Below are 22,690 nucleotides of genomic sequence, written 5' to 3' on the forward strand. Positions count from 1 at the left end.
CAACGATCCAGTCTGACGGGTCTTCCTGAGAACGCGCTGACCGCATGGGGCGGGGTCCCCAAAACAGCCAACCCGATGTATCGTACCGATATAGCCGTTCGTGACATCGAACGGAACGATACGGGGGGAGGCGGCAGCGATGGCCCGACGTGGCGCAGCGCTGGAGTTGGCCGTTCTCGGTCTGCTCGCCGACTCGCCGATGCACGGGTACGAACTGCGCAAGCAGGTCAACCACCTGCTCGGCTGGACCCGCCTGCTGTCCTACGGGACGCTCTACCCCTGTCTCAAGCAACTGACGCGTGCCGGCTACATCGCCGCCGACACCGAGACGACCGCGCGGGGCAAGCGCCCCCGGATCGTGTACCGGCTCACGGCCGAGGGCAAGGAGTACTTCAGCTCCCTGCTCGAGGACGGTGGCCCGTCGGCTTGGGACGACGAGAACTTCGGGGTGCGGTTCGCCTTGTTCGCGCGCACCAGCTCTCCCACCCGGGTCCGGATCCTCGAAGGACGCCGGTCCCGCCTGGAAGAGCGACTCGAGAACGTCCGATCGGCCGCGGTCAACCACCGCGAACGCATGGACGCCTACACCCGCGAGCTCCAGCGCCATGGCCTGGAGTCCGTGGAGCGCGAGATCAACTGGCTGACCGAGTTGATCGACCGTGAGCGCGCCGACGCGTTCACGGAGTACGAAGAAATCAGCACGACAGACAAGGAAAAGTGAGGGCTCCATGAGTTCCGAGAACAAGGTCCGCGTGGCCATCGTCGGCGTTGGCAACTGCGCCACGTCCCTGATCCAGGGCGTCGAGTACTACAAGGACGCCGACCCGACGGCCGACGTCCCCGGGCTCATGCACGTCGCCCTCGGCGGCTACCACGTCAACAGCGTCGAGTTCGTCGCCGCCTTCGACGTCGACGCCAAGAAGGTCGGCTTCGACCTGGCCGAGGCGACCCTGGCCAGCGAGAACAACACCATCAAGATCACCGACGTCCCGCCCACCGGCGTGACCGTCCAGCGTGGTCCGACGCTCGATGGCCTCGGCAAGTACTACCGCGAGACGATCGAGGAGTCCGACGCCGAGCCGGTCGACGTCGTCCAGGTCCTCAAGGACACCCAGGCCGACGTGCTGGTCTCGTACCTGCCCGTGGGCTCGGAGGAGGCCGACAAGTTCTACGCGCAGTGCGCGATCGACGCGAAGGTCGCCTTCGTCAACGCGCTGCCCGTCTTCATCGCCTCGGACCCCGAGTGGGCCCAGAAGTTCGAGGACGCCGGCGTCCCGATCATCGGCGACGACATCAAGAGCCAGGTCGGCGCGACCATCACGCACCGTGTCATGGCCAAGCTGTTCGAGGACCGGGGCGTCGCCCTGGACCGCACGTACCAGCTGAACGTCGGCGGCAACATGGACTTCAAGAACATGCTCGAGCGTGAGCGTCTGGAGTCCAAGAAGGTCAGCAAGACGCAGGCCGTCACGTCGAACCTGCACGGCTCGCTGTCGGGCAAGGTCCACGACAAGAACGTCCACATCGGTCCGTCGGACTACGTGGCGTGGCTCGACGACCGCAAGTGGGCCTACGTCCGCCTCGAGGGTCGCGCCTTCGGTGACGCCCCCCTGAACCTGGAGTACAAGCTCGAGGTCTGGGACTCGCCGAACTCGGCCGGCATCATCATCGACGCCATCCGCGCGGCGAAGATCGCCAAGGACCGCGGCGTCGCAGGTCCGCTGCTGTCGGCTTCGTCCTACCTGATGAAGTCCCCGCCGGAGCAGCGCCCCGACGACGAGGGCCGCGCCAGCCTCGAGGCCTTCATCGACGGCACCCTGGAGCGCTGAGCACCAGCACCCCACGAGAGACGCACCGGACCGAAAGGTCCGGTGCGTCTCTGTTTGTGCCACGAGATCTGCTCTGATTCCTCCCTTTGAATCCCTCTCAAAGGGGGAATTGGGAGCAAATCTCGGGGCGGGGCGGGGTCAGTGGCGACGGAGGCGCTTGACCCCGGTGACCAGAGCCACGACGACCGCGCCGACCACGAGGCCCAGCACAGCCGAGGCGGCGGTGTTGCCGACCCACTCGAAGGCGCCGTCGGCGACGGGCATGACGTCGGCGATCCAGTGCTCGAGGTCGTGCACCTTGCCGTAGAGCCAGTGCCAGCCGAGGTCGTCGGTGCCGACCAGCAGGATGTGCCCGCCGACCCAGAGCATCGCCGCGATGCCGATGACCGACAGGGCCGACAGCACCTTGGGCATCGCCTTCACCAACAGCTTGCCGGTGCGCTGGGCCAGGGTGGACGTGCGCTGGGCCAGGCCCACGCCGACGTCGTCCATCCGCACGATCAGCGCGACGACGCCGTAGACGAGCGCCGTGATGCCCAGCGCGACGACGGCCAGGATGATCGCCCGCGACCAGAACGACTCGTCGGCGACCTCGTTGAGCGAGATCACCATGATCTCGGTCGAGAGGATGAAGTCGGTCGTGATCGCGCTCTTGACGACCTGGTCCTCGGCCTCGGGGCCTTGGGCGCTCGCCGGCTCCTCGACCTTCTCGTGGTGCGGGTGCAGCACGTGCCAGATCTTCTCGGCGCCCTCGAAGCACAGATAGGCGCCACCGAGCATCAGCACCGGCGTCAGCACCCACGGCAGGAACTGGCTCAGCACCAGCAGCGCGGGCAGGATGAACAGCAGCTTGTTGCGCAGCGAGCCCTTCGCGATCCGCGCGATGATGCTCAGCTCGCGCTTCGGATCGACGCCGTGGACGTAGCGGGGCGTGACCGCCGCGTCGTCGACCACGACGCCGGCGGCCTTGATGCTCGCCTTGCCGGCGCCTGCCGCGACATCGTCGATCGACGCGGCCGCGATCCGCGCCAGTGCCGCCACGTCGTCGAGCAGTGCGACAAGTCCTCCAGCCATGCGCACAGCGTACGACCGCACGCTTCACGACACCGGGTGGGCGGGGTGGACAGCGCTGACCACCACGCCCGGGGCCACCGACGCGGATAGGGTGCTGCCATGGTCATGGGCTTCGGCATCGACATCGGCGGGACCGGCACGAAGGGCGCGCCGGTCGATCTCGACGCGGGCAGGCTCGTGGGCGACCGTTTCCGCATCCCCACTCCTCAGCCGGCGACCCCGCGGGCCGTCGCGGAGGTGGCTGCGCAGATCGTGGCGCACTTTCCGGACACCGAGGAGGTGCCCCGGATCGGCGTCGCCATCCCGGCGGTCGTGCAGCGCGGCGTCGCCCGGTCGGCGGCCAACATCGACGAGTCCTGGATCGACACCGACGTCGACGCGCTCTTCACCGAGGTCCTGGGCCGTGAGGTCCACGTCGTGAACGACGCCGACGCCGCGGGCGTCGCCGAGAACGACCACGGGGCGGCGCGCGAGGAGGAGGGTCTGGTCTGCGTGATCACCCTCGGCACCGGGATCGGCTCGGCGCTGATCAGCGGCGGCACCCTCGTCCCGAACACGGAGTTCGGCCACCTCGAGGTCGCCGGTCACCCCAACGCCGAGAAGTGGTGCGCCACGAGCGCCCGCGAGCGCGAGGACCTGTCCTGGCAGGAGTGGGCCGAGCGGCTGCAGGTGTACTTCAGCCACCTCGAGCGGATCCTGTCGCCCGACCTGTTCGTGGTGGGCGGCGGTGTCAGCAAGAACAGCGAGAAGTTCCTGCCGCTGCTGGACCTGCGCACCCCCATCGTGCCGGCCGAGCACCGCAACAACGCCGGGATCATCGGCGCCGCGGCCCTCGGCGCGCGCGGCTGAGGACGCGCGGGCTCAGCCCTCCAGCAGGGCCCGCACCGTCGTCTCCATGATGTGGCGGCACCGCTCGGCGGGATAGCCGTGGTCGTCGAACATCAGTGACCAGCAGTTCCAGCTGGTGGCGGCGGTGAGCGAGTCGATCAGCACCTCGGGCGCGGTCGAGGCCGCCAGCTCGGGTGCGAAGGTCTTCTGCACGTCCGAGCGCACCCGGGCGATGTGCCCGTGGCGGCTCGCGCGCAACGCCTCGTAGTCGGGCTCGCCGAGCACTGCCGCGCGGGCGGCCGGCGCGATGTTGACCAGTCGGCGCTCGCGCTCGGCGCAGAACCGCACGATGCGGTCCTCCAGCGGCGCCCCGGGCTCGATCTCGGTGCGCAGCTCGTCGTCGGTGCGGAACCAGTACTCGACGGTGGCGCCCAGCAGGCTCTCCATGTCGCGGAAGTTCGACCACAGGGTCCGGCGCGACACGCCCGCCCGCTCGGCGATCAGCGCGGCCGTGGGCTTGAGAACGCCCTCGCGCAGGAGCTCGGCGTGCGCCTGCACGATCGACGCACGCGTGCGCTCGCTGCGCTGCATGCGCCCGTCGGTCTGTCGGTACTCCATCGCTCCCACCGCTCCATCGTGGCCGAGAGGAGGTCGGCTCCAACTTTCGACACACCGAGTGTAGATAGGTAGTGACTTGCCTCACAAGGTATGTGAGGATGTCGTCACCTTCGCACGAGGGGCTGCTGTCGATCAGAGGGAGTGAAGGTTGCTGACGGTCAAGAACCTGGAAGTCGTCTACAACGACGTCATCCTGGTCCTGCGCGGCGTGAGCCTGACGGTGCCGGAGGGCCAGATCGTGGCTCTCCTGGGTGCCAACGGCGCCGGCAAGACGACGTTGCTGCGAGCGCTCTCGGGCCTGCTCGACATCCACGACGGTGCGATCACCAAGGGCGAGGTACGCCTGCGCGACACGCCCATCCAGGGATACGACGCGCCCAAGATCGTGGCCGCGGGCCTGGGCCAGGTGCTCGAGGGCCGACGGGTGTTCAGCGAGTTCACCGTCGAGGAGAACCTGCGCGTCGGCGGCCACACCCGCCGCGGCGGTCTCGCCGAGGGGATCGAGGAGGTCTACGAGCTCTTTCCCGTGCTGAAGGAACGCCGCAAGAACACCGCCGGTTACCTCTCCGGCGGCGAGCAGCAGATGCTCGCCATGGGCCGCGCCCTGGTCGCCCAGCCCGAGATCCTGCTGCTCGACGAGCCCAGCCTGGGCCTGGCCCCGCGGATCGTCGGGCAGATCAAGGACATCATCGTCCAGATCAACGAGCGCGGGACCACCGTGCTGCTGGTCGAGCAGAACGCCACGATGGCGCTCTCGATCGCCCAACACGGCTACGTCATGGAGCACGGGAAGATCGTGATGGACCGTCCCGCCGCCGAACTGCTCGACGACGAGGACATCCGGGACTTCTACCTGGGCCGTGGCGACCTGGCCACCAGCTACCGCGACATCAAGCACTACAAGCGACGGAAGCGCTGGCTTTCGTGACCGCTTCCCCCGTCGCCCACCCACACCACCCCGCCCCGGAGGGTCCTGTGTCCGAACCAGTCGTCAGCGTGCGAGGAGTCGAGCTCGCGTTCTCGGGGGTCAAGGCCCTCCAGGGCGTCGACTTCGACGTCTTCGACAACGAGCTCTTCGCCGTCATCGGCCCGAACGGTGCCGGCAAGACGTCCATCTTCAACGTCCTGTCGGGCGTCTACCGCCCCCAGCAGGGGTCGGTCGAGTTCGCCGGCACGGACATCCGCGGCATGCGGCCGCACCAGATCGCCAATCTCGGCATGGCTCGCACGTTCCAGAACATCGAGCTGTTCGAGAACCTCGACGTGGTCGACAACCTCATGCTCGGCCGGCACGCCCACCTGGGCTACGGCTGGGCCGCCGCGGTGGCGTGGTTCGGCAAGGCCAAGCGCGCCGAGGTCGCCAACCGCCGGCGCGTCGAGGAGATCATCGACTTCCTCGAGATCGAGGGCTACCGCCAGCTGCCCGTGGGCATGCTGCCGTACGGCATCCAGAAGCGCATCGAGCTGGGCCGCGCCCTGGCGATGGAGCCGAAGCTGCTGCTGCTCGACGAGCCGGTCGCCGGCATGAACGGCGAGGAGACCGAGGACATGGCCCGGTTCATCCTCGACATCCGCAACGAGCTGCGGATCCCGATGATCCTCGTCGAACACGACATGGGCCTCGTGATGGACCTGGCCGACCGCGTGATGGCGATGGACTTCGGCAAGCCCGTCGCCACGGGGACGCCGCACGAGGTCCAGTCCCACCCCGATGTGATCCGGGCCTACCTCGGACCCGTCGACGAAGCCACGCTCGCCGAGGTGCAGGGGGAACTGGCATGACGACCGCGACGAACAGCCTTCCGCTGCGCATCCGCCAGCGCGCTCAGGACGCCCCCGACCGGGTGGCCATGCGCGAGAAGAACCTCGGCCTCTGGGAAGAGGTCACCTGGGCCGACTACTGGGAACGGGCCGCACTCGTCGGCCACGCCCTGCTGGCGCTCGGTGTGGAGCCCGGCGACCGGGTCGCCGTGCACAGCGAGAACCGCTGCGAATGGCTGTACTCCGACATCGGTATCACCGCCGTGCGCGCCGGGACCGTCGGCCTCTACCCGACCAACCCGGCCCCCGAGGTGCTGCACGTGCTGCGCGACTCCGGGTCGTGCGTCCTCATCGCCGAGGACCAGGAGCAGGTCGACAAGTACCTCGAGATCGCCGACGAGCTGCCCGACCTGCGCACCGTCGTCTACATCGACCCCCGCGGCATCCGCGGCCGGTACGACGACCCGCGACTGATGGCCTGGGACGACTTCATCGCGCTGGGCGAGCAGCACCGCACGGATCACCCCGACGCCGTCACCGAGCGGCTCGAGGCGGTCCAGCCCGACGACCTGGCCACCTTGGTCTACACGTCCGGCACGACCGGTCCGCCCAAGGGCGCGATGCTGTCGATCTCGAACATCGAGTTCGTCATCGAGACGCTGCAGAGCGGCGGCGCCTTCGTGGACCCGCCGGCCGGTGACCGCGACCTCGTCGTGTCGTACCTGCCGCTGTGCCACGTGGCCGAGCGCGTCTTCACGACGTGGTTCAACGCCGCCGTCGGCTCGCAGGTCAACTTCGCCGAGTCGATCGAGACCGTGCAGCAGGCGCTGCGCGAGGTGCAGCCGACGCTGTTGTTCGGCGTGCCCCGCATCTGGGAGAAGATCGCCGCCGGCGTCCACATCCGCATGAGCGGCGCCTCCTGGTTCAAGCGCAAGAACTTCGACTTCTGGATGAAGCGCGCGGCGTGGATCGGCCAGACGCTCGTGGCCAACCAGGGCAACCACACCCCCGCCACGCGTGCGGTCTACGCCCTGGGCTGGGTGTGCCTCTACCGGCCGCTGCGCGAGCGGCTCGGCCTGGCGAAGGTTCGCTACGCCGCCTCGGGTGCGGCGCCGATCGCGCCGGAGGTGCTCGAGTTCTTCATGGGCATCGGTGTGCGCATGCACGAGGTCTACGGCATGACCGAGAACTCCGCGATCGCCACGGCGAACATGGCCGGGCGGGTGCGGGTCGGCACGGTCGGCGAGCCCCAGATCGGCACCGAGGTCCGGATCGACGCCGAGACCGGCGAGATCCTCACCCGCCACCGCGGCACGTTCGTCGGCTACTGGAACAACCCCGAGGCGACGGCTCGCACGATCGACCCCGACGGCTGGCTGCACACCGGCGACGTCGGTGAGTGGGTCGACGGCACGCACATCAAGATCACGGACCGGATCAAGGACATCATCATCACCGCAGGCGGCAAGAACATCAGCCCCAGCGAGATCGAGAACAGCCTCAAGGCGTCCCCCTACATCAAGGAGGCGATCGTGATCGGCGACCGTCGCAAGTATCTGACGGCCCTGATCGGGATCGAGCTCGACACGGTCGGCAACTGGGCCCAGGAGCGCAAGCTCGGGTTCACGACCTACCGCGACCTGTCCGAGAAGACCGAGGTCATCGCCCTGGTGCAGTCGATCGTCGACGAGACGAACCGCAAGTTCGCCAGCGTCGAGACGATCAAGCGCTTCGCGATGCTGCCCAAGGAGCTCGACCACGAGCAGGGCGAGCTGACGGCCACGCAGAAGATCAAGCGCTCCGCGATCAGCGAGCGGTTCGCCGAGGCGATCGAAGGCCTCTACTCCGACGCGGACCGGGTCGCCTCCAGCAAAGAGGTGTCGGCATGACCACGTTCCTGCAGTCCGTCCTCAACGGGTTCGCCCAGGGATCGATCTACGCCCTGCTGGCCCTGGGCTACGTGATGATCTACAAGGCCACGCACGTGATCAGCTTCGCCCAGCCGGCGCTGATGGTCTGTGGCGGCCTGTTCGCCTACCACGCCACGAGCGAGTGGGGCATGTCCTTCTGGCCCGCCCTGATCGTCGCGGTCCTGCTCGGTGCACTGCTGGGCATGCTCGTCGAGCGCCTGGCGCTGCGGCCGATGGTGGGCAAGCCGGTGTTCACGCTGGCGATCATCACGATCGGCGTCGACATCGTGCTGCGCATCCTCGCGAACCGGTACATGGGCCCGGACCCGCGCTCGGTGCCCTACCCCAGCGGCAGCCAGCGCCTCGAGTTCTGGGGCCTGTCGATCTCCCAGCAGCGCCTGGGCCTCATCGTCGTCACCGCGGTGACCGTGGCCGCGCTGGCCCTGTTCTTCCGGTACGCCAAGACCGGTCTGGCGATGCGGGCCACCGCGCTGAACCAGGAGACGGCGCTGGCCCAGGGCATCCGGGTCGGCACGATGTTCGCGCTGGCCTGGGCCATCGCGGGCGGGCTGGCTGCCATCGCCGGCACGTTCGTGGCCGCCACGGGCGCCGGCATGGAGCAGAACACCTGGATCATCGCGCTCAAGGCGCTGCCGGCGATCATCATCGGCGGCCTCGACAGCATCCCCGGCGCCGTGATCGGCGGCCTCGCGGTCGGCCTCGTCGAGTCGATCACCGCGGTCTTCCAGCCGGACGTCGCCCCCTGGCTGGGCAACAACTTCGCCCTGGTCGCGCCCTACGCCCTGATGTTCCTGGTGTTGCTGGTCAAACCCTATGGACTCTTCGGCACGAAGGAGGTGGAGCGGGTATGACGACCCTGCTGCGCACCACGCCCTCCACCCGAGGCAGGAAGTCGACCGGCGTCCGCGGTCGCCCTCTGCTGCGCACGAGCTACGACCAGGACCTGACGCTGGCCAACACCGGAGCCAAGCGCCGCGGTGTGGTCGCCCTGGTGATCGCCTCGTTCGTCGTGCCGTTCCTGCTCACCGACGACCTGCTGCAGGTGCTGGCGCTCGGCATGATCTCGGCCGTCGGCGCCATCGGCCTCAACCTCGTCACCGGCTACGCCGGACAGGTCTCGCTGGGCCACGCCTTCTTCATCGGCGTGGGCGCCTACACCGGCGCCGTCCTCGGCGGCGATCCCGACGGCGCGATGCTCGGCTACGGGCTGCCGATGTGGATCTGGCTGCCGGCCGCCGGCGTCGTCGCGGCCGTCGCCGGTCTGATCGTGGGCCCGCTGGCCGTGCGGCTGCGCGGGCTCTACCTCGCGATCGTCACCCTGGGCCTGGTGTTCCTGGGCGACCACATCTTCCGCGAGGCCCGCACCATCACCGGCGGTCCCGGCGTGGGTCGCCGCGGCGCCGAGCTCGAGCTGTTCGGCATCGACTTCGCCTCGATGGAGCCCATCTCGGGCCTGACCCGCGGCCAGGCGCAGTTCTTCCTGGCGCTGGCCTTCCTCATCGTCTTCGCGATCCTGGGCCGCAACATCGCCCGCTCCGGCGTGGGCCGGGCGTTCGGGGCCGTGCGCGACCGCGACGTCGCCGCGGCGGTCATCGGCGTCGACCTGACCAAGTACAAGGTCATGGCGTTCGCGATGTCCTCGTTCTTCGCCGGCGTCACCGGCGCCCTCTACTACGCCGTGATCGGCGTCTTCGAGCCCGGCGCGTTCAGCCTGCTGCTGTCGATCCAGTACCTCGCGATGGTGCTGATCGGCGGCGTGGCCACGATCAGCGGATCGATCATGGGCGCCCTGTTCATCGCGCTGTTGCCGCGGATCAGCCAGTTCATCGCGCACTACGTGCCCGAAGGTCTGCTGACCGTGTTCCAGCTCGAGGCGATCCTCTACGGCCTGCTGATCATGGGCTTCCTGATCTTCGAGCCACGAGGACTGTTCGGGATCTGGACCCGGATCCGGAACTACTGGAAGGGCTGGCCCTTCTCCTACTAGACCCCGGCCGCGAGGCCGCTGACGGTGCGACCGCATCGTCGAACCACCCCCCAGGAGGAAATGAAGATGAAGCAACACCGAAGGCTGACCCGCGTGGTCGCCGGTGCGGCGGTGGCGGCCCTCGTACTGACGGGCTGCCGCAGCGGCGGTGACGAAGAGAGCAGTGCCGGACCGGGCATCACCGAGGAGGCGTGTCCCGACGCGGTGAACAAGGACAACGGCTGCATCTACCTCGGCGTGATCTCCGACCTCACCAAGGGCCCGTTCGCGCCGCTCGCGGTGCCGATCACCGAGGCTCAGAAGGCGTTCTGGAACAAGGTCAACGAGGACGGCGGCGTGGGCGGCTACGACGTCAACATCGAGAAGTACATCGCCGATGCCGAGTACAACCCCGAGATCCACAACAAGAAGTACCAGGAGATGCGCAACGACATCCTGGCGCTCGGCCAGACGCTCGGCTCCTCGCAGACCCTGGCGATCCTGGAGGACATGAAGGCCGACAACGTCATCGGCGTTCCGGCGTCGTGGAACTCGGCGTGGGACTTCGAGGATCAGATCATGCAGTCCGGTGCCAGCTACTGCTTCGAGGCCATGAACGGCGTCGACTGGGCGGTGCAGGAGCGCGGCGTCAAGCAGAAGGTCCTGGCGATCCACTACCCGAACGACTACGGCGGAGACGCGGCCGCGGGTGTCGAGGCCGCCGCCAAGGCGAACAACCTCGACTTCGCGTCCGTCGAGACCGCCACCGGTCAGGACAACCAGGCCGGCGCGGTCGCGGCGGTGCTGAAGCAGAAGCCCGACCTGCTCTACATCACGACCGGTCCGGCCGAGATGGCCACGATCCTCGGTGGCGCGGCCGCCCAGGGCTGGAAGGGCACCGTCGTCGGCTCCAGCCCGACGTGGAACCCGGCGCTGCTGAAGACCGAGGCCGCTCCGGCGCTCCAGGCCATGTACTTCCAGGCCGGCCCGTGGGGCCCGTGGGGCACCGACTCGCCCGGTCACGACGCCATGCGCAAGGCGCTGGCCGACGTCGAGTCGCCCAGCGACGGCTACACCGCCGGTTGGGTGTGGGAGTACCCGCTGCTGGCGGCACTGAAGTCGGCGGCCGACATGGACGGCGGCGTCACGCGCGAGAACGTCGTCAAGGCGGCGTCCGAGCTCGAGAGCGTCGACTACGAGGGCATGCTGCCCGACGAGTCGTTCAACAAGAACGGCGAGCCGAACGAGGTGGCGTGGCGCCAGAGCGTCATCTCCAAGGTCGACCCGAAGGCGCCCACCGGCGTCTCGATCACCAAGGAGATGGCGGCCGGACCGACGGCCGAGGGCTACGACTACACCGAGCCCTGCTTCGCCCTGCAGGGCTGACGCACAGCTGAGAGGGGCCGGCCCGCTGGGGCCGGCCCCTTTCGCGTGCCCGGGACCGTCACGGCACGGTGAGGGTGCGGTCGAGATCGAGGTCGGCCAGGAACGACTCGTCGTGACTGACCACCAGCAGGGCGCCTCGATAGGACTCCAGCGCCTCCGCGAGGTGGGCGATGCTGGCCAGGTCGAGGTCGTTGGTCGGCTCGTCCAGCACCAGCAACTGCGGCGCAGGGGTGGCCAGCAGCAGGCTGGCCAGGGTCGCCCGCCAGCGCTCGCCGCCCGACAACGTCCCCGTGACCTGGTCCACCGATCCGCCACGGAACAGGAACCGGGCCAGCTGCGCGCGCACCCGCGCGGGATCGGCACCGGGTACCGCCCGCCGGACGTTCTCGAGCACCGAGAGTCCGGGGTCGAGCAGGTCCACGCCCTGCGGCAGGTACCGCCACGGCACGTGCACCTCGACGCGGCCCGCCCGCGGGGCCTGCAGGCCGAGCAGGGCGCGCAGCAGCGACGACTTGCCGGCGCCGTTGCGCCCGACCAGCGCGATCCGCTCGGGTCCACGCAGGTCGAGGTCGAACGGCCGGTCGGTCCCGTGGGCGGGGACCACGCCGACCGCGCGCAGCACCTCGCGCCGGGCCGGTACTCGTGTGTCGGGCAGGTCGACACGGATGCGCCGGTCGTCGCGCACCCGATCCTGCGCCGACTCCAGTGCGGAGCGCGAGGCTGCCAGGCGGTCCTCGTGCATCCCCCGCAGGCGTCCGGCGCTGACCTCGGCCCGGCGCTGGTACGCGCCGGCCACGATCTTGGGCAGGCTGCCGGCGTTCGCCCGGCCCTGCCGGTCCCGGTGGGCCTGCTTGGTCTGCTGGTCGACGAGGTCCTGGCGCTGACGTCTCACGTCGGCCCGCGCCGCCGACACGGCGCGGTGGGCTGCGTCCTGCTCGAGCTCGACGGACCGCGCCCACGCACTGAACGGACCTCCGAACCAGCGCACCTGCCTGCAGCGGACCTCGCCGATGTGCTGCATGTGCTCGAGCAGCCCGCGGTCGTGGCTGACGACGACCAGCACGCCCGTGAAGTCGTCCACGATCTGCTCCAGGCGGTGCCGCGCCGGCCGGTCGAGGTCGTTCGTGGGCTCGTCGAGCAGGAGGACCTCCGGATCGGCGAGCATCAGCCCGGCCAGGCGCAACAGCGTCGCCTCGCCGCCCGAGACCGCCTCGATGGGGCGGGTGGTCTCCAGGCCCGCGAGGCCCACCCGATCCAGCCAGCGCTCGACGCGGTCGGGCAGGTCCCAGTCGTCGCCGATCAGCTCGTAGTCGGCAGGGTCGACCGAGCCCGCCTCGATCCGGCCCAGCGCGGCCAACGCCGGCGTGACGCCCAGGACGTCGGCGACCGTGGCAGCGCCGGGAGCGCGGGTCTGCTGCAGGTGCGCGAGCCGTCCGTGCACCTGGACGGTGCCGGTCGTGGGCGGCAGCGCGCCCGTCAGGAGACGCAGCAGCGTGGACTTGCCGCTGCCGTTGTCGCCGACCACGCCGTGGCGGCCGGGACCGAGCGAGAACGTGAGGTCCTCGAGCAGCGTGCGGCCCTCGGGCAGCACGAACGAGGCATGGGAGAGAGTGAGGGAGCAGGACATGAGAGATCTCCGGGTCGCGGGTGGGCGTGGCGGGATCTCAGTTCTCCATGTCGCCAGCCTACGACCGCCGGATCCGGCGGCGCCACCGAACGAGGGCCGTCAGATGACGTTGAGCTCGGGTCGGCCGGCATCGGCCGCGAAGCGGGAGGCGTGCAACGGCGCAACGTCGACGAACGGTCGCTTGCCGAGGTACAGGTCGCGCATGACCTCGCCCACCGCCGGGCCCATGAGGAAGCCGTGCCCCGAGAATCCCGCGGCGTAGAGGAAGCCGTCGACCGTCTCGGACCGGCCGATCACCGCGTTGTGGTCGGGCGTCATCTCGTACAGGCCCGCCCAGCCGGTCCGGATTCCGACGTCGGCGAGCGACGGCACACGCCGCTGCATGCAGGTGGCGAGGTCGTCCAGCCACGCCGGGTCCCGGCTCACGTCGAAGCTCCAGGAGTCCGTCGACTCCGGCGCGCCCATCAGCAGCCCCGGCCCTTCGGCGTGGAAGTAGAAGCCCGTGGCGAAGTCGATCGTGAACGGCGTGTCCGCTCGCGCCTCGGGCACGGGCTCGGTGACGACGATTTGGCGGCGCAAGGGCTCGATGGGCAGGTCCTCGCCGACCCACGTGCCGACCTCGCGCGACCAGGCGCCGGCCGCGCACACGACCGTGTCGGTGGTGATGGTGCCTCGTGAGGTCTGCACCGCAGTGACGGCACCGTCCTCGACCTCGATCCCGGTGACGCGCGTCCCGGTGTGGACGGTGGCGCCGGCGCGCCGGGCCGCCCGGGCGTAACCCTGGACGACGGACTCCGGGGTGCAGTGGCCGTCGCGGGGCGAGAGCAGGCCGCCGACGAGTCCCTCCGTGCTGATCAGCGGCGAGAGTCGTGCCGCTTCGGCGACGTCCACGAGGCGGGCCTGAAGTCCCAGAGCCGTCATGAGCTCGGCGTTGCGCTCGAACGCCTCCATCGTCGCGGTGTCCTGGGCGAGCAACAGGTAGCCGACCTGGTGCAGGTCGATCTCCTGGTCGAAATCGGCGCCGAAGCGCTCGAAGGTCTCGAGTCCGCGCTGGCCGAGCCGGATGTTGATCTCGTCGGAGAACAGGGACCGCACGCCTCCGGCCGCCTTGCAGGTCGACCCCGCGCCCAGCGCGTCCCGCTCGACCAGAACAACGCGCTCGACGCCGGCGGCCGCCAGGTGGAAGGCCGTGCTCAGTCCCATGACGCCGCCACCGACGACCACGACGTCCGCCCGGGGCGGCACGGCCATGTTGCCCATCTGCTCCTCCTCGCGCCGGTGCCGGATCGGGGCGCAGCTCCATCATCGAGGCGGGGACGGCGCGGGTCGAGGGTTTGGCGCCGGGGATTCGCCTCGCGAGGGCTCGCCGCGCGCGACCGCCGTCGTCGCGGTGCCCGATAGACTCGACCCTTGTGGCCGAACTGACCCCGCACGAGAGGGCGCGACTCGACGAGTTGCGCCGCACCCACCCGGTGCTGACCGAGCTGGGTGCCCGTTTCGCCGAGGCCGGACACGAGATCGCCCTCGTCGGCGGGCCCGTGCGCGACGCGCTGCTGGGCCGCCGGGTCACCGACCTGGACTTCACCACCTCGGCCACGCCCGACCAGATCGAGCAGGCGGTCAAGGGCTGGGCCGACGCCACGTGGGACGTGGGACGCGACTTCGGCACCATCGCGCTGCGCAAGGGCCACGAGACGCTCGAGATCACCACCTACCGCGCCGATGAGTACGACCCCGACTCCCGCAAGCCGGTCGTCGCCTTCGGCGACAACCTGAACGACGACCTCGCTCGGCGCGACTTCACCGTCAACGCGATGGCCGTGCGACTGCCGGACCTGGAGTTCGTCGACGTCCACGGCGGCATCGACGACCTCGCCGACCGCACGATCCGCACCCCGATCGGCCCTGCCATCTCGTTCGGGGACGACCCGCTGCGGATGATGCGCGCCGCCCGGTTCGTGGGCCAGCTCGGCTTCATCACGGCGCCCGATGTCGCCGAGGCGATGACGGCGATGGCCGACCGCATCGAGATCGTCTCGGCCGAGCGCGTGCGCGACGAGCTCAACAAGCTGCTGCTCTCGGACCACCCGGTCGACGGCCTGCGCGTCCTGGTCGACACCGGTCTGGCCGAGCGGGTGCTGCCCGAGCTGCCGGCCCTGCAGCTCGAGCGCGACGAGCACCACCGTCACAAGGACGTCTACGAGCACTCGCTGACCGTGCTCGAGCAGGCGATCGACCTCGAGCACCGCCTCGACGAGCGCCCCGACCTGACGATCCGGCTGGCGGCCCTCCTGCACGACATCGGCAAGCCCCGCACCCGGCGCTTCCAGGACGACGGCACCGTCACGTTCCACCACCACGACGTCGTCGGCGCCAAGCTGGTGCGCAAGCGGATGCGGGCGCTGCGGTACCCCAACGACATCACCGACGACGTCGCGACGCTGGTCGAGCTCCACCTGCGGTTCCACGGCTACGGCACCGGCGAGTGGACCGACTCGGCGGTGCGCCGCTACGTGCGCGACGCCGGCGACCAGCTCGAGCGTCTGCACATCCTGACCCGTGCCGACAGCACCACGCGCAACCAGCGCAAGGCGCTGCGGCTGCAGCGCACCTACGACGATCTCGAGACCCGCATCTCCCAGCTCGCCGCCCAGGAGGAGCTGCAGTCCATCCGGCCCGACCTCGACGGCAACCGGATCATGGAGGTCCTGGGCATCGGACCGGGCCGCGAGGTGGGCGAGGCGTACCGCTTCCTGCTGGACCTGCGGATGGACCGCGGACCGCTGCCCGAGGAGCAGGCGATCGAGGCGCTGCGGTCCTGGTGGGCCGCCCGCTGAGTCGTCGGGCCCGGTTCCGCGACCGCGCCCACTACGATGACGTGGTGTCGATCCGCGCGTGGCTCACTGCCGTCGTGGTCGCGGTGTCGCTGCTCGTGGGTGCCCCGACCTCCACGGCGACCGCAGACGACGCCGGATCGCTGTCCGTCCGCATCGACGGACTGAGCCCCTCACGGCTGTCCGCGGACGCCACGATCCAGATGAGCGGCATCGTCCGCAACACCGGCTCCACGCCCTGGACCTCGGTGCAGGCGTACCTGGTGATCCCGCGCAGTCCCTTCGAATCGCGTGAGCAGATCGAGACCGCGATCGAGGACGGCCGTTCGTACACCGGCGAGCGCGTCGTCGAGGCCGGCACGTTCGCCGAGGTCGGCGACCTCGCACCGGGCGCGTGGAAGCGCTTCGAGATCAAGGTCCCCGTGTCCCGGTTGGGCCTGGCCGGCCCGGGTGGCGTGTACCCGGTCGGCGTCCAGATCCTGGCCACGGACGCGGCGGGCCAGCGGTCCAATGACGCGGTCTCGCGCGCGACGACCTTCCTGCCGTGGGTCCCCGATCCCGCCCAGCCCGTGCCGGCCGGACTCGTGTGGCCGTTCACCCCGACCTGGCGGCCCGCCGAGACCGACCTCGAGCAGATCGCGATCTCGGCCGAGTCCGGCCAGCTGCGTCACTACCTCGACGCCGCCCGGGCGACCCCCCGCGAGGGCCGCACGATCGTGCTGGATCCCTCGCTGCTCGACGAGCTGAACCGGGTCACCCGCCCCCAGAACCTGCCCGAGGGTGTGGACATCCCCGAGTCGCGCGGCGCCGCCGTGAAGGCGTGGATCTCCGACCTGCGTGAGCTGGCCCTGGACTCCACCACCTGGATCGTGGGCTACGCCCGCCCCGACGAGCTGGCCCTGAGCCGCTACCCCGAGAACGCCGAGACGCTGTGGAAGCGGGTCGACGAGGCGACGTCGCAGTCGCTGGTCGACTACGCGCTGACCGGCTCGCGGGCCTCGTGGCCGACGATCTCGGGCACGACCCTGGAGATGCTCGAGGACATCCGCAGTCGCGGAGACGGCCCGGTCCTCGTGTCCCGCGAGAGCGTGCCCGACTGGGAGCCGCGCCTCGGTTCGGTCGTCAAGCTCGAGACGCTCAACGGCCCCCTGCCGCTGCTGGTCAACGGCACCCTCCCCGACATCCCGGGCGCCGAGACCCCCGTGACCCTGCGCCAGCGCGTCCTGGCGCACGCGGCCCTGGGCACGCTCTCGCGCGAGAGCGACGCGGCGTCCCGGGCCGACGCGCTGACCATCGTCGACCCCAGCTGGAACCCCGGCGCGGGCGGCGGCGCGGTCATCGGCCAGGCCGTCACGCAGCGGGGCAGCGGTGGACTGACGCGCCCCGTGACGGCCACCGACCTGCTGCGCACCGCGCCGACCTCGTACTCGGGCCGCGTCCCCGAGGAGGTCGACACCACGTCACTGAGCGCCAGCGTGCTCGATCGCCTGGCGACGCTCTCGGACATCGCCGACCGCTACGACGAGGTCACCGTCCCCGCCCAGCGCTCGGACCAGGCGCGCGACATCGCGAGCCTGATGTCGGTGCGGTGGCGGTCCGAACCGGCCCTGCTGGACCGTGCCGTGCGCGGAGAGACGTCCAAGCTGACGTCCGCCCTCGACGCCATCACGATCGACAGCCCGTCCACCATCACACTCTCGAGCAGCCGCGGCGGCTTCCCGCTGACGATCTCCAACGGGACGAAGCAGCCGGTGCTCGTCGGCCTGGACCTGTCCGCGGACAACCCGGCGCTGGACCTCGACGACGTCGAGCCCGTCGAGATCGACGCCGGCGAGCGCCACACCTTCACCGTCGAGGTGGACCTGGAGGACCAGACCTCCAGCACGGTCACCGCCCGTCTGTCCACCGACTCGGGCGCCACCTTCGGCACCCCGGCCGACTTCAACATCCGGTCGAGCAACGTCGGACTCATCGTGTGGGCCGCGATGGCCGCCGCCGGCCTGCTCGTCGTGGCGACGTGGGCGCGGCGCTTCCTCGGCCGTCGTCGTCGGCGCAGCGAGGCAGCCGACACCCCCGCGACCCCCGAGGACGACGATGAGTGATCCGAACCTGGCGCGGTCCAGTGCGTGGATGGCGCTGGGGACGATCGTCTCGCGCGTGACCGGGCTGTTGCGCTCGCTGGTGCTGCTGGCCGTCATCGGCAGCGCCCTGAACGGCTCGATCTTCAACGTCTCCAACTCGATCCCGAACTCGCTGTACATCCTGGTCGCCGGCGGCATCTTCAACGTCGTCCTGGTCCCGCAGCTCGTCCGCGCGATGAAGAACGACCCCGACGGCGGCGAGGCGTACGCCAACCGCATCGTCACGCTGGGCCTGCTCGTGCTCGGCGTCGCGACGATCGCGCTGATGATCGCCGTGCCGCTGCTGGTCCGGATGCTCTTCGGCGCCGAGCTGTTCACCGAGGAGCTCACCCGCCAACGCGAGTCCGCGCAGCTGTTGATGCTGCTGTGCATGCCGCAGGTCTTCTTCTACGGCGCGTTCGTCCTGGTGGGGCAGATCCTCAACTCCCGCCAACGGTTCGGCCCGATGATGTGGGCGCCGATCGTCAACAACCTGGTGGCGCTGGGGGTGCTGGGGACGTACGCCGTCGTCTTCGGCGTCGCTCAGCCGGGCGCCGGCGACGGCTTCAGCTCGGGCGAGGCCTGGCTGCTGGGCCTGGGCTCCACCCTCGGCATCGCGGTGCAGGCCCTGGTCCTGGTCCCGTTCCTGCGCCAGGTGGGCTTCCGGTACCGCCCGCGGTTCGACTTCCGCGGGGTGGGCCTGAGCCACACCCTCAAGCTCGGGGCCTGGACGCTGGCGTTCATCGTCGTCAACCAGATCTCGTTCTTCGTCATCGTGCGGCTCGCCTCCGGCGCCGACATCGAGGGCCGCAGGCGTGGCGTCGACAGTGCCGGCCAGGTGGTCTACGACGTCGGCTTCCTGATCAGCCAGGTGCCGCACGGTGTCATCACCGTGTCGCTGGCCACCGCGATCATCCCCACGCTCGCCGCGCGCGCCGCCGAGAGGGACTTCGGCCGGATGCGCCTCGAGCTGACCCGGACGCTGCGCCTGGCCCTGATGCTCATCGCCCCGATCGCCGTCGCCGTCGCGTGCCTGGGCCTGCCGCTGGCCTCCGTCGTGGCCGGCTTCGGTGCGGCGCGCGCCAACACCGATGCGATCGGCATGACGATCTCGGCGTTCGCGCTCGCGCTGGTGATGTTCAGCCTGCACTATGTGGTCCTGCGGGGCTTCTACGCGCTCGAGGACACGCGCACCCCGTTCTTCATCCAGGTCGCCATCGCCGCGGGCAACATCGTCCTGGCCGTCCTGCTGACCACCGGGGCGGCCCCGATCGAGGTCTCCACGCGGCTCGCGCTGGCCTACGGGCTGGCCTACACGCTCGGCCTGGCGATCTCCGCCACGGTCCTGTCGCGGCGGATCGGCACGCTCGCCGATCCCGAGACGGTCCGGTTCGTCGCGCGGCTGGCCCTCGTGTGCGCGGCCGCGGCCGCCGTCATGCTGGCCGGCCGGTGGGGCTGGGGCCACTTCGTCGACAGCGGCGCGCTCTCGCCCCTCTCGGCGATGGGCGAGCTCGTGGTCGTCGGCCTGCTCGGCGCGGCCACCACGGTTCTCATGGCACGTCTGCTGCGGGTCGAGGAACTGCGGTACGTGGTCACCAGTGTGCTGCGGCGCAACTGACCCGGCGCCGACACGACCCCCGTACGATGAGGTGGGCAGCACCGCCCGTTGCGTGCCGAGGAGGACTGAGGACCGATGAGTGACCGGAGGCCCCACGTCTCCGGCGACGTTCTCGCCTCGCGGTACGAGCTCGCCGATCTGGTCAGTGAGAGCCTCGGCGCCTCGAACTGGCGCGCCGTCGACCGCATCCTGCACCGCAACGTGCGCGTCGAGATGCTGCCCGCCGACGATCCGCGCGGCGAGAACTTCCTGCAGGCGGCCCGGCGCTCGACCAGCGTGACGGACCACCGGTTCCTGCGTGTCCTGGACCTGCTGCAGGACGAGGACGGGGTCCACGTCGTCGTTCGCGAGTGGGCGAAGGCGATGCCGCTGAGCCGCGTGCTGGCCCAGTCGCCCCTGCCGAACCGGCGTGCCGCCACGGTCGTCGCCGAGGTCGCGGAGTCGATCGCACATGCCCACGACCGCGGGCTGGTGCACCGCCGGCTGACGCCGCACCAGGTCCTGCTGAAGGAGTCCGGCGCCGTCCGCATCGTCGGCCTCGGCGTCGCCACGGCGCTCGCTCCGGTGGAGCACCAGGACTCGGCCGACGACATGGAGGCCTACCGCGCCGCGGACGTGAACGCCCTGGGCAAGCTGCTCTACGCCTGCCTGGTCAGCCGCTGGCCCGGGGGCCACGTCGACGGCCTGCGGGCCGCGCCCACGGTGCACGGCCACCTCCTGCGCCCGCGTCAGGTGCGCGCCGGCGTGCTGCGTGAGCTCGACGACATCTGCGACCGGATCCTCGAGCCCGCACGCCACCCGCACGACGCCCTGACGACCGCCGACGAGATCGCCCGGGTGCTCTACCAGGCGGCGGAGGGCGACGAGGACCTCTTCGACGAGCCGCTCGGGTACGACGTGACCTCGCCCGACCTGCTGCGGATGGACCCCGTCGTCGAGCCGTCCGGGCCGCCGCCTGGGCTCGAGCCGCCGCGGCGCCGGCCCAAGGCCTTCGCCCCGAAGCCGCCCACGCGTCGCGAGCGATTCGCCACGCGCATGCAGGCGATGACCCACGGTGATCGCGCCCTGATCCTGCTGGGCCTGGTCACCGCGATCGTGCTGTCCGGCGTGCTGGCGTTCCTCGTGGGCCGTGAGTCCGGACGCGAGGGCGACCCCTATGCGCAGTCCGCGCCGGATGCGCCGGTGCGCGTCCTGCCCGTCGAGCGGGTCGTCGACTTCGATCCCCAGGGCAGCGACGGTGCCGAGAGTCCCGACCAGACCGGGGCCGCCATCGACGACGACCCGAACACCGGCTGGCGCACCAGCACGTACTACGGGCGGGCGGATCTGGGTGGCCTCAAGGACGGGGTGGGGCTCATCCTGGACCTCGGCGCCGTCCGTCAGGTCGAGCAGGTGCGGTTGCGTCTGGGCGGCAGCCCGACCGACCTGTCGATCCTGACCGCGCCGGCGACGATGACCACCCTGCCCCGTTCCCTGGACGACCTGCGTGAGGTCTCCACGCTCAACGGTGCCACCGAGGACCTCTCCATCGCGATGCCCCGCGACGACCGCACCCGGTTCGTGGTGGTGTGGCTGCGCTCGCTGCCGCAGGTCGAGCCCGGGGAGTTCCGCGGCGAGATCCGCAGCGTGATCGTGCGCGGCCGATGACTGACACCGCCGTGCGGGAACATCCAGCACCTAGAATCCGTTGCACCACGTGAACCCGATCGAAAGCGTTTCTCCATGACCGACGACGTCCGTAGTCTCATCATCATCGGCTCCGGCCCCTCCGGGTACACGGCTGCCATCTATGCCGCGCGAGCCAATCTCAACCCCCTCGTCTTCGAGGGTTCCGTGACCGCCGGTGGCGCGTTGATGAACACCACCGACGTCGAGAACTTCCCGGGCTTCCCCGACGGCATCATGGGCCCGGCCCTGATGGACAACCTGCGCGCCCAGGCCGAGCGCTTCGGCGCCGAGCTCGTGGCCGACGACGTCACGTCGTGCGACCTGACCGGCGACATCAAGACCGTGCAGCTGGCCAACGGCTCGACGTACCGCGCCCACGCGGTGATCCTCGCCATGGGTTCGGGCTACCGCAAGCTCGGCATCGAGGGTGAGGACACGCTCTCGGGCCACGGCGTCAGCTGGTGCGCCACGTGTGACGGCTTCTTCTTCCGCGGCAAGGACATCGCCGTGGTCGGCGGTGGCGACTCCGCCGTCGAGGAGGCCCTGTTCCTGACGCGCTTCGCCGACAAGGTCACGCTGATCCACCGCCGCGACGAGCTGCGCGCCAGCAAGATCATGGCCGAGCGCGCCCTGGCCAACGACAAGCTCGAGTTCGCGTGGAACAGCGCCGTCGACCAGATCCACGGCGACGGCATGCTCGAGGGCGTCACCTTGCGCGACACCGAGACCGGCGAGACCCGCCGTCTCGACATCAGCGGCCTGTTCATCGCCATCGGCCACGACCCGCGCTCCGAGCTGCTCGTGGGTCAGGTCGACCTGGACGACGAGGGCTACGTCCTCACGCAGCCGGGCTCGACCGCCACGAACCTGCGCGGCGTCTTCGCCGCCGGCGACCTGGTCGACCACACCTACCGTCAGGCGATCACCGCGGCCGGCACCGGATGCCAGGCCGCCCTCGACGCCGAGCGTTTCCTCGCCGACATTGAGGCCGCCGGGTTCCCCGAGCCCGCGGTCGCCCTGACCGACTGACCATCCGCACCCACCCAAGGAGAAACATGGCTGAGATCACCGCCGTCACGGACGCCGACTTCGAGTCCACCGTCCTGAAGGCCGAAGGGCCCGTCCTCGTCGACTTCTGGGCCTCCTGGTGCGGCCCGTGCCGCCAGCTGGCCCCGATCCTCGAGGAGATCGCTGCCGAGAAGGAAGGCGCGCTGACCGTCGTCAAGATGGACGCCGACGCCAACCCCGTCACGCCGGCGCATTACCGGGTCACCGGCCTGCCGACGATCAACCTCTACTACCAGGGCGAGCTCGTCCGCTCCATCGTGGGCGTCCGTCCCAAGTCGGCGATCCTCACCGAGATCTCGGAGTTCGTCGCCTGACACCTGCTGTAACCAGCAAAGCCACTTGTCGACTTATCGACAAGTGGC

At 70.1% G+C, this 22,690-nt stretch carries 19 protein-coding genes; 15 read left to right on the top strand and 4 right to left on the bottom strand.

What is annotated here, in order from left to right; translation table 11 throughout:
- The first annotated feature begins 139 nt into the window (after positions 1-139).
- Together GL325_RS11430 and GL325_RS11435 are read left to right on the top strand one after the other, a co-directional pair.
- On the top strand, positions 140-721 hold the full coding sequence (locus GL325_RS11430; protein WP_154597298.1) for a PadR family transcriptional regulator: 582 nt from the start codon (positions 140-142) through the stop codon (positions 719-721).
- Positions 722-728: 7 nt separating this feature from the next.
- Positions 729-1,829: an inositol-3-phosphate synthase gene (locus GL325_RS11435; RefSeq protein WP_154597297.1), complete on the top strand. Its 1,101-nt coding sequence runs from the start codon at positions 729-731 to the stop codon at positions 1,827-1,829.
- A gap of 138 nt (positions 1,830-1,967) precedes the next feature.
- On the opposite strand, the gene GL325_RS11440 is transcribed toward GL325_RS11435, so the two are convergent.
- Positions 1,968-2,903: a DUF808 domain-containing protein gene (locus tag GL325_RS11440; protein ID WP_154597295.1), complete on the bottom strand. Its 936-nt coding sequence runs from the start codon at positions 2,901-2,903 to the stop codon at positions 1,968-1,970.
- Positions 2,904-3,002: 99 nt separating this feature from the next.
- Here GL325_RS11440 and ppgK point away from each other — a divergent pair, with 99 nt between their 5' ends.
- Entirely contained in the window at positions 3,003-3,752 is a 750-nt protein-coding gene (ppgK, locus tag GL325_RS11445) for a polyphosphate--glucose phosphotransferase (RefSeq protein ID WP_154597294.1), read from the top strand.
- A 12-nt stretch (positions 3,753-3,764) separates the two neighbouring features.
- Here ppgK and GL325_RS11450 read toward each other — a convergent pair whose 3' ends face one another.
- Positions 3,765-4,349, bottom strand: a complete 585-nt coding sequence (locus GL325_RS11450) for a TetR/AcrR family transcriptional regulator (protein WP_154597293.1) — start codon at positions 4,347-4,349, stop codon at positions 3,765-3,767.
- Between the two features lie 148 nt (positions 4,350-4,497).
- Here GL325_RS11450 and GL325_RS11455 point away from each other — a divergent pair, with 148 nt between their 5' ends.
- From GL325_RS11455 to GL325_RS11480, 6 genes are all read left to right on the top strand, one after another.
- Positions 4,498-5,277 (top strand): ABC transporter ATP-binding protein, encoded by a 780-nt coding sequence (locus tag GL325_RS11455; protein WP_154597292.1) that lies wholly within the window; start codon positions 4,498-4,500, stop codon positions 5,275-5,277.
- Between the two features lie 47 nt (positions 5,278-5,324).
- Positions 5,325-6,131 carry an ABC transporter ATP-binding protein gene (locus tag GL325_RS11460; RefSeq protein WP_187411623.1) on the top strand — a complete coding sequence of 269 codons (807 nt, stop codon included), beginning with the start codon at positions 5,325-5,327 and terminating at the stop codon, positions 6,129-6,131.
- Positions 6,128-7,999: a long-chain fatty acid--CoA ligase gene (locus GL325_RS11465; RefSeq protein WP_154597290.1), complete on the top strand. Its 1,872-nt coding sequence runs from the start codon at positions 6,128-6,130 to the stop codon at positions 7,997-7,999. Before GL325_RS11460 ends, GL325_RS11465 begins: the two co-directional genes overlap by 4 nt.
- Entirely contained in the window at positions 7,996-8,892 is an 897-nt protein-coding gene (locus GL325_RS11470) for a branched-chain amino acid ABC transporter permease (protein WP_154597289.1), read from the top strand. Before GL325_RS11465 ends, GL325_RS11470 begins: the two co-directional genes overlap by 4 nt.
- Positions 8,889-10,028, top strand: coding sequence for a branched-chain amino acid ABC transporter permease (locus GL325_RS11475; protein WP_154597288.1), 1,140 nt, complete (start codon positions 8,889-8,891; stop codon positions 10,026-10,028). The genes GL325_RS11470 and GL325_RS11475 overlap by 4 nt, the downstream gene beginning before the upstream one ends.
- A 66-nt stretch (positions 10,029-10,094) precedes the next feature.
- Positions 10,095-11,393, top strand: a complete 1,299-nt coding sequence (locus GL325_RS11480) for an ABC transporter substrate-binding protein (RefSeq protein WP_230081692.1) — start codon at positions 10,095-10,097, stop codon at positions 11,391-11,393.
- A gap of 58 nt (positions 11,394-11,451) precedes the next feature.
- On the opposite strand, the gene GL325_RS11485 is transcribed toward GL325_RS11480, so the two are convergent.
- Both GL325_RS11485 and GL325_RS11490 read right to left on the bottom strand, forming a co-directional pair.
- Positions 11,452-13,020, bottom strand: a complete 1,569-nt coding sequence (locus tag GL325_RS11485; RefSeq protein ID WP_187769658.1) for an ABC-F family ATP-binding cassette domain-containing protein — start codon at positions 13,018-13,020, stop codon at positions 11,452-11,454.
- Between the two features lie 99 nt (positions 13,021-13,119).
- A complete protein-coding gene (locus GL325_RS11490) occupies positions 13,120-14,280 on the bottom strand; it encodes an FAD-binding oxidoreductase (RefSeq protein ID WP_255499531.1) in 1,161 nt (386 codons plus the stop codon).
- 152 nt (positions 14,281-14,432) lie between these two features.
- Between GL325_RS11490 and GL325_RS11495 the strand changes: the two genes are divergently transcribed.
- From GL325_RS11495 to trxA, 6 genes are all read left to right on the top strand, one after another.
- On the top strand, positions 14,433-15,857 hold the full coding sequence (locus GL325_RS11495; RefSeq protein ID WP_255956122.1) for a CCA tRNA nucleotidyltransferase: 1,425 nt from the start codon (positions 14,433-14,435) through the stop codon (positions 15,855-15,857).
- A gap of 44 nt (positions 15,858-15,901) precedes the next feature.
- Positions 15,902-17,956, top strand: coding sequence for a DUF6049 family protein (locus GL325_RS11500; RefSeq protein WP_154597285.1), 2,055 nt, complete (start codon positions 15,902-15,904; stop codon positions 17,954-17,956).
- The gene (gene murJ, locus GL325_RS11505) at positions 17,949-19,592 is read left to right on the top strand and encodes a murein biosynthesis integral membrane protein MurJ (RefSeq protein ID WP_187769659.1); all 1,644 of its coding nucleotides are present in this window, start codon (positions 17,949-17,951) and stop codon (positions 19,590-19,592) included. Before GL325_RS11500 ends, murJ begins: the two co-directional genes overlap by 8 nt.
- A 75-nt stretch (positions 19,593-19,667) precedes the next feature.
- Positions 19,668-21,239: a protein kinase family protein gene (locus tag GL325_RS11510; protein WP_154597283.1), complete on the top strand. Its 1,572-nt coding sequence runs from the start codon at positions 19,668-19,670 to the stop codon at positions 21,237-21,239.
- 75 nt (positions 21,240-21,314) lie between these two features.
- Positions 21,315-22,289 (top strand): thioredoxin-disulfide reductase, encoded by a 975-nt coding sequence (gene trxB / locus GL325_RS11515; protein ID WP_154597282.1) that lies wholly within the window; start codon positions 21,315-21,317, stop codon positions 22,287-22,289.
- 26 nt (positions 22,290-22,315) lie between these two features.
- Entirely contained in the window at positions 22,316-22,642 is a 327-nt protein-coding gene (gene trxA, locus GL325_RS11520; RefSeq protein ID WP_187769660.1) for a thioredoxin, read from the top strand.
- Positions 22,643-22,690 lie beyond the last annotated feature (48 nt).

It is taken from the genome of Aeromicrobium sp. 636, assembly GCF_024433585.1.
GTDB classification, from domain to species: domain Bacteria; phylum Actinomycetota; class Actinomycetes; order Propionibacteriales; family Nocardioidaceae; genus Aeromicrobium; species Aeromicrobium senzhongii.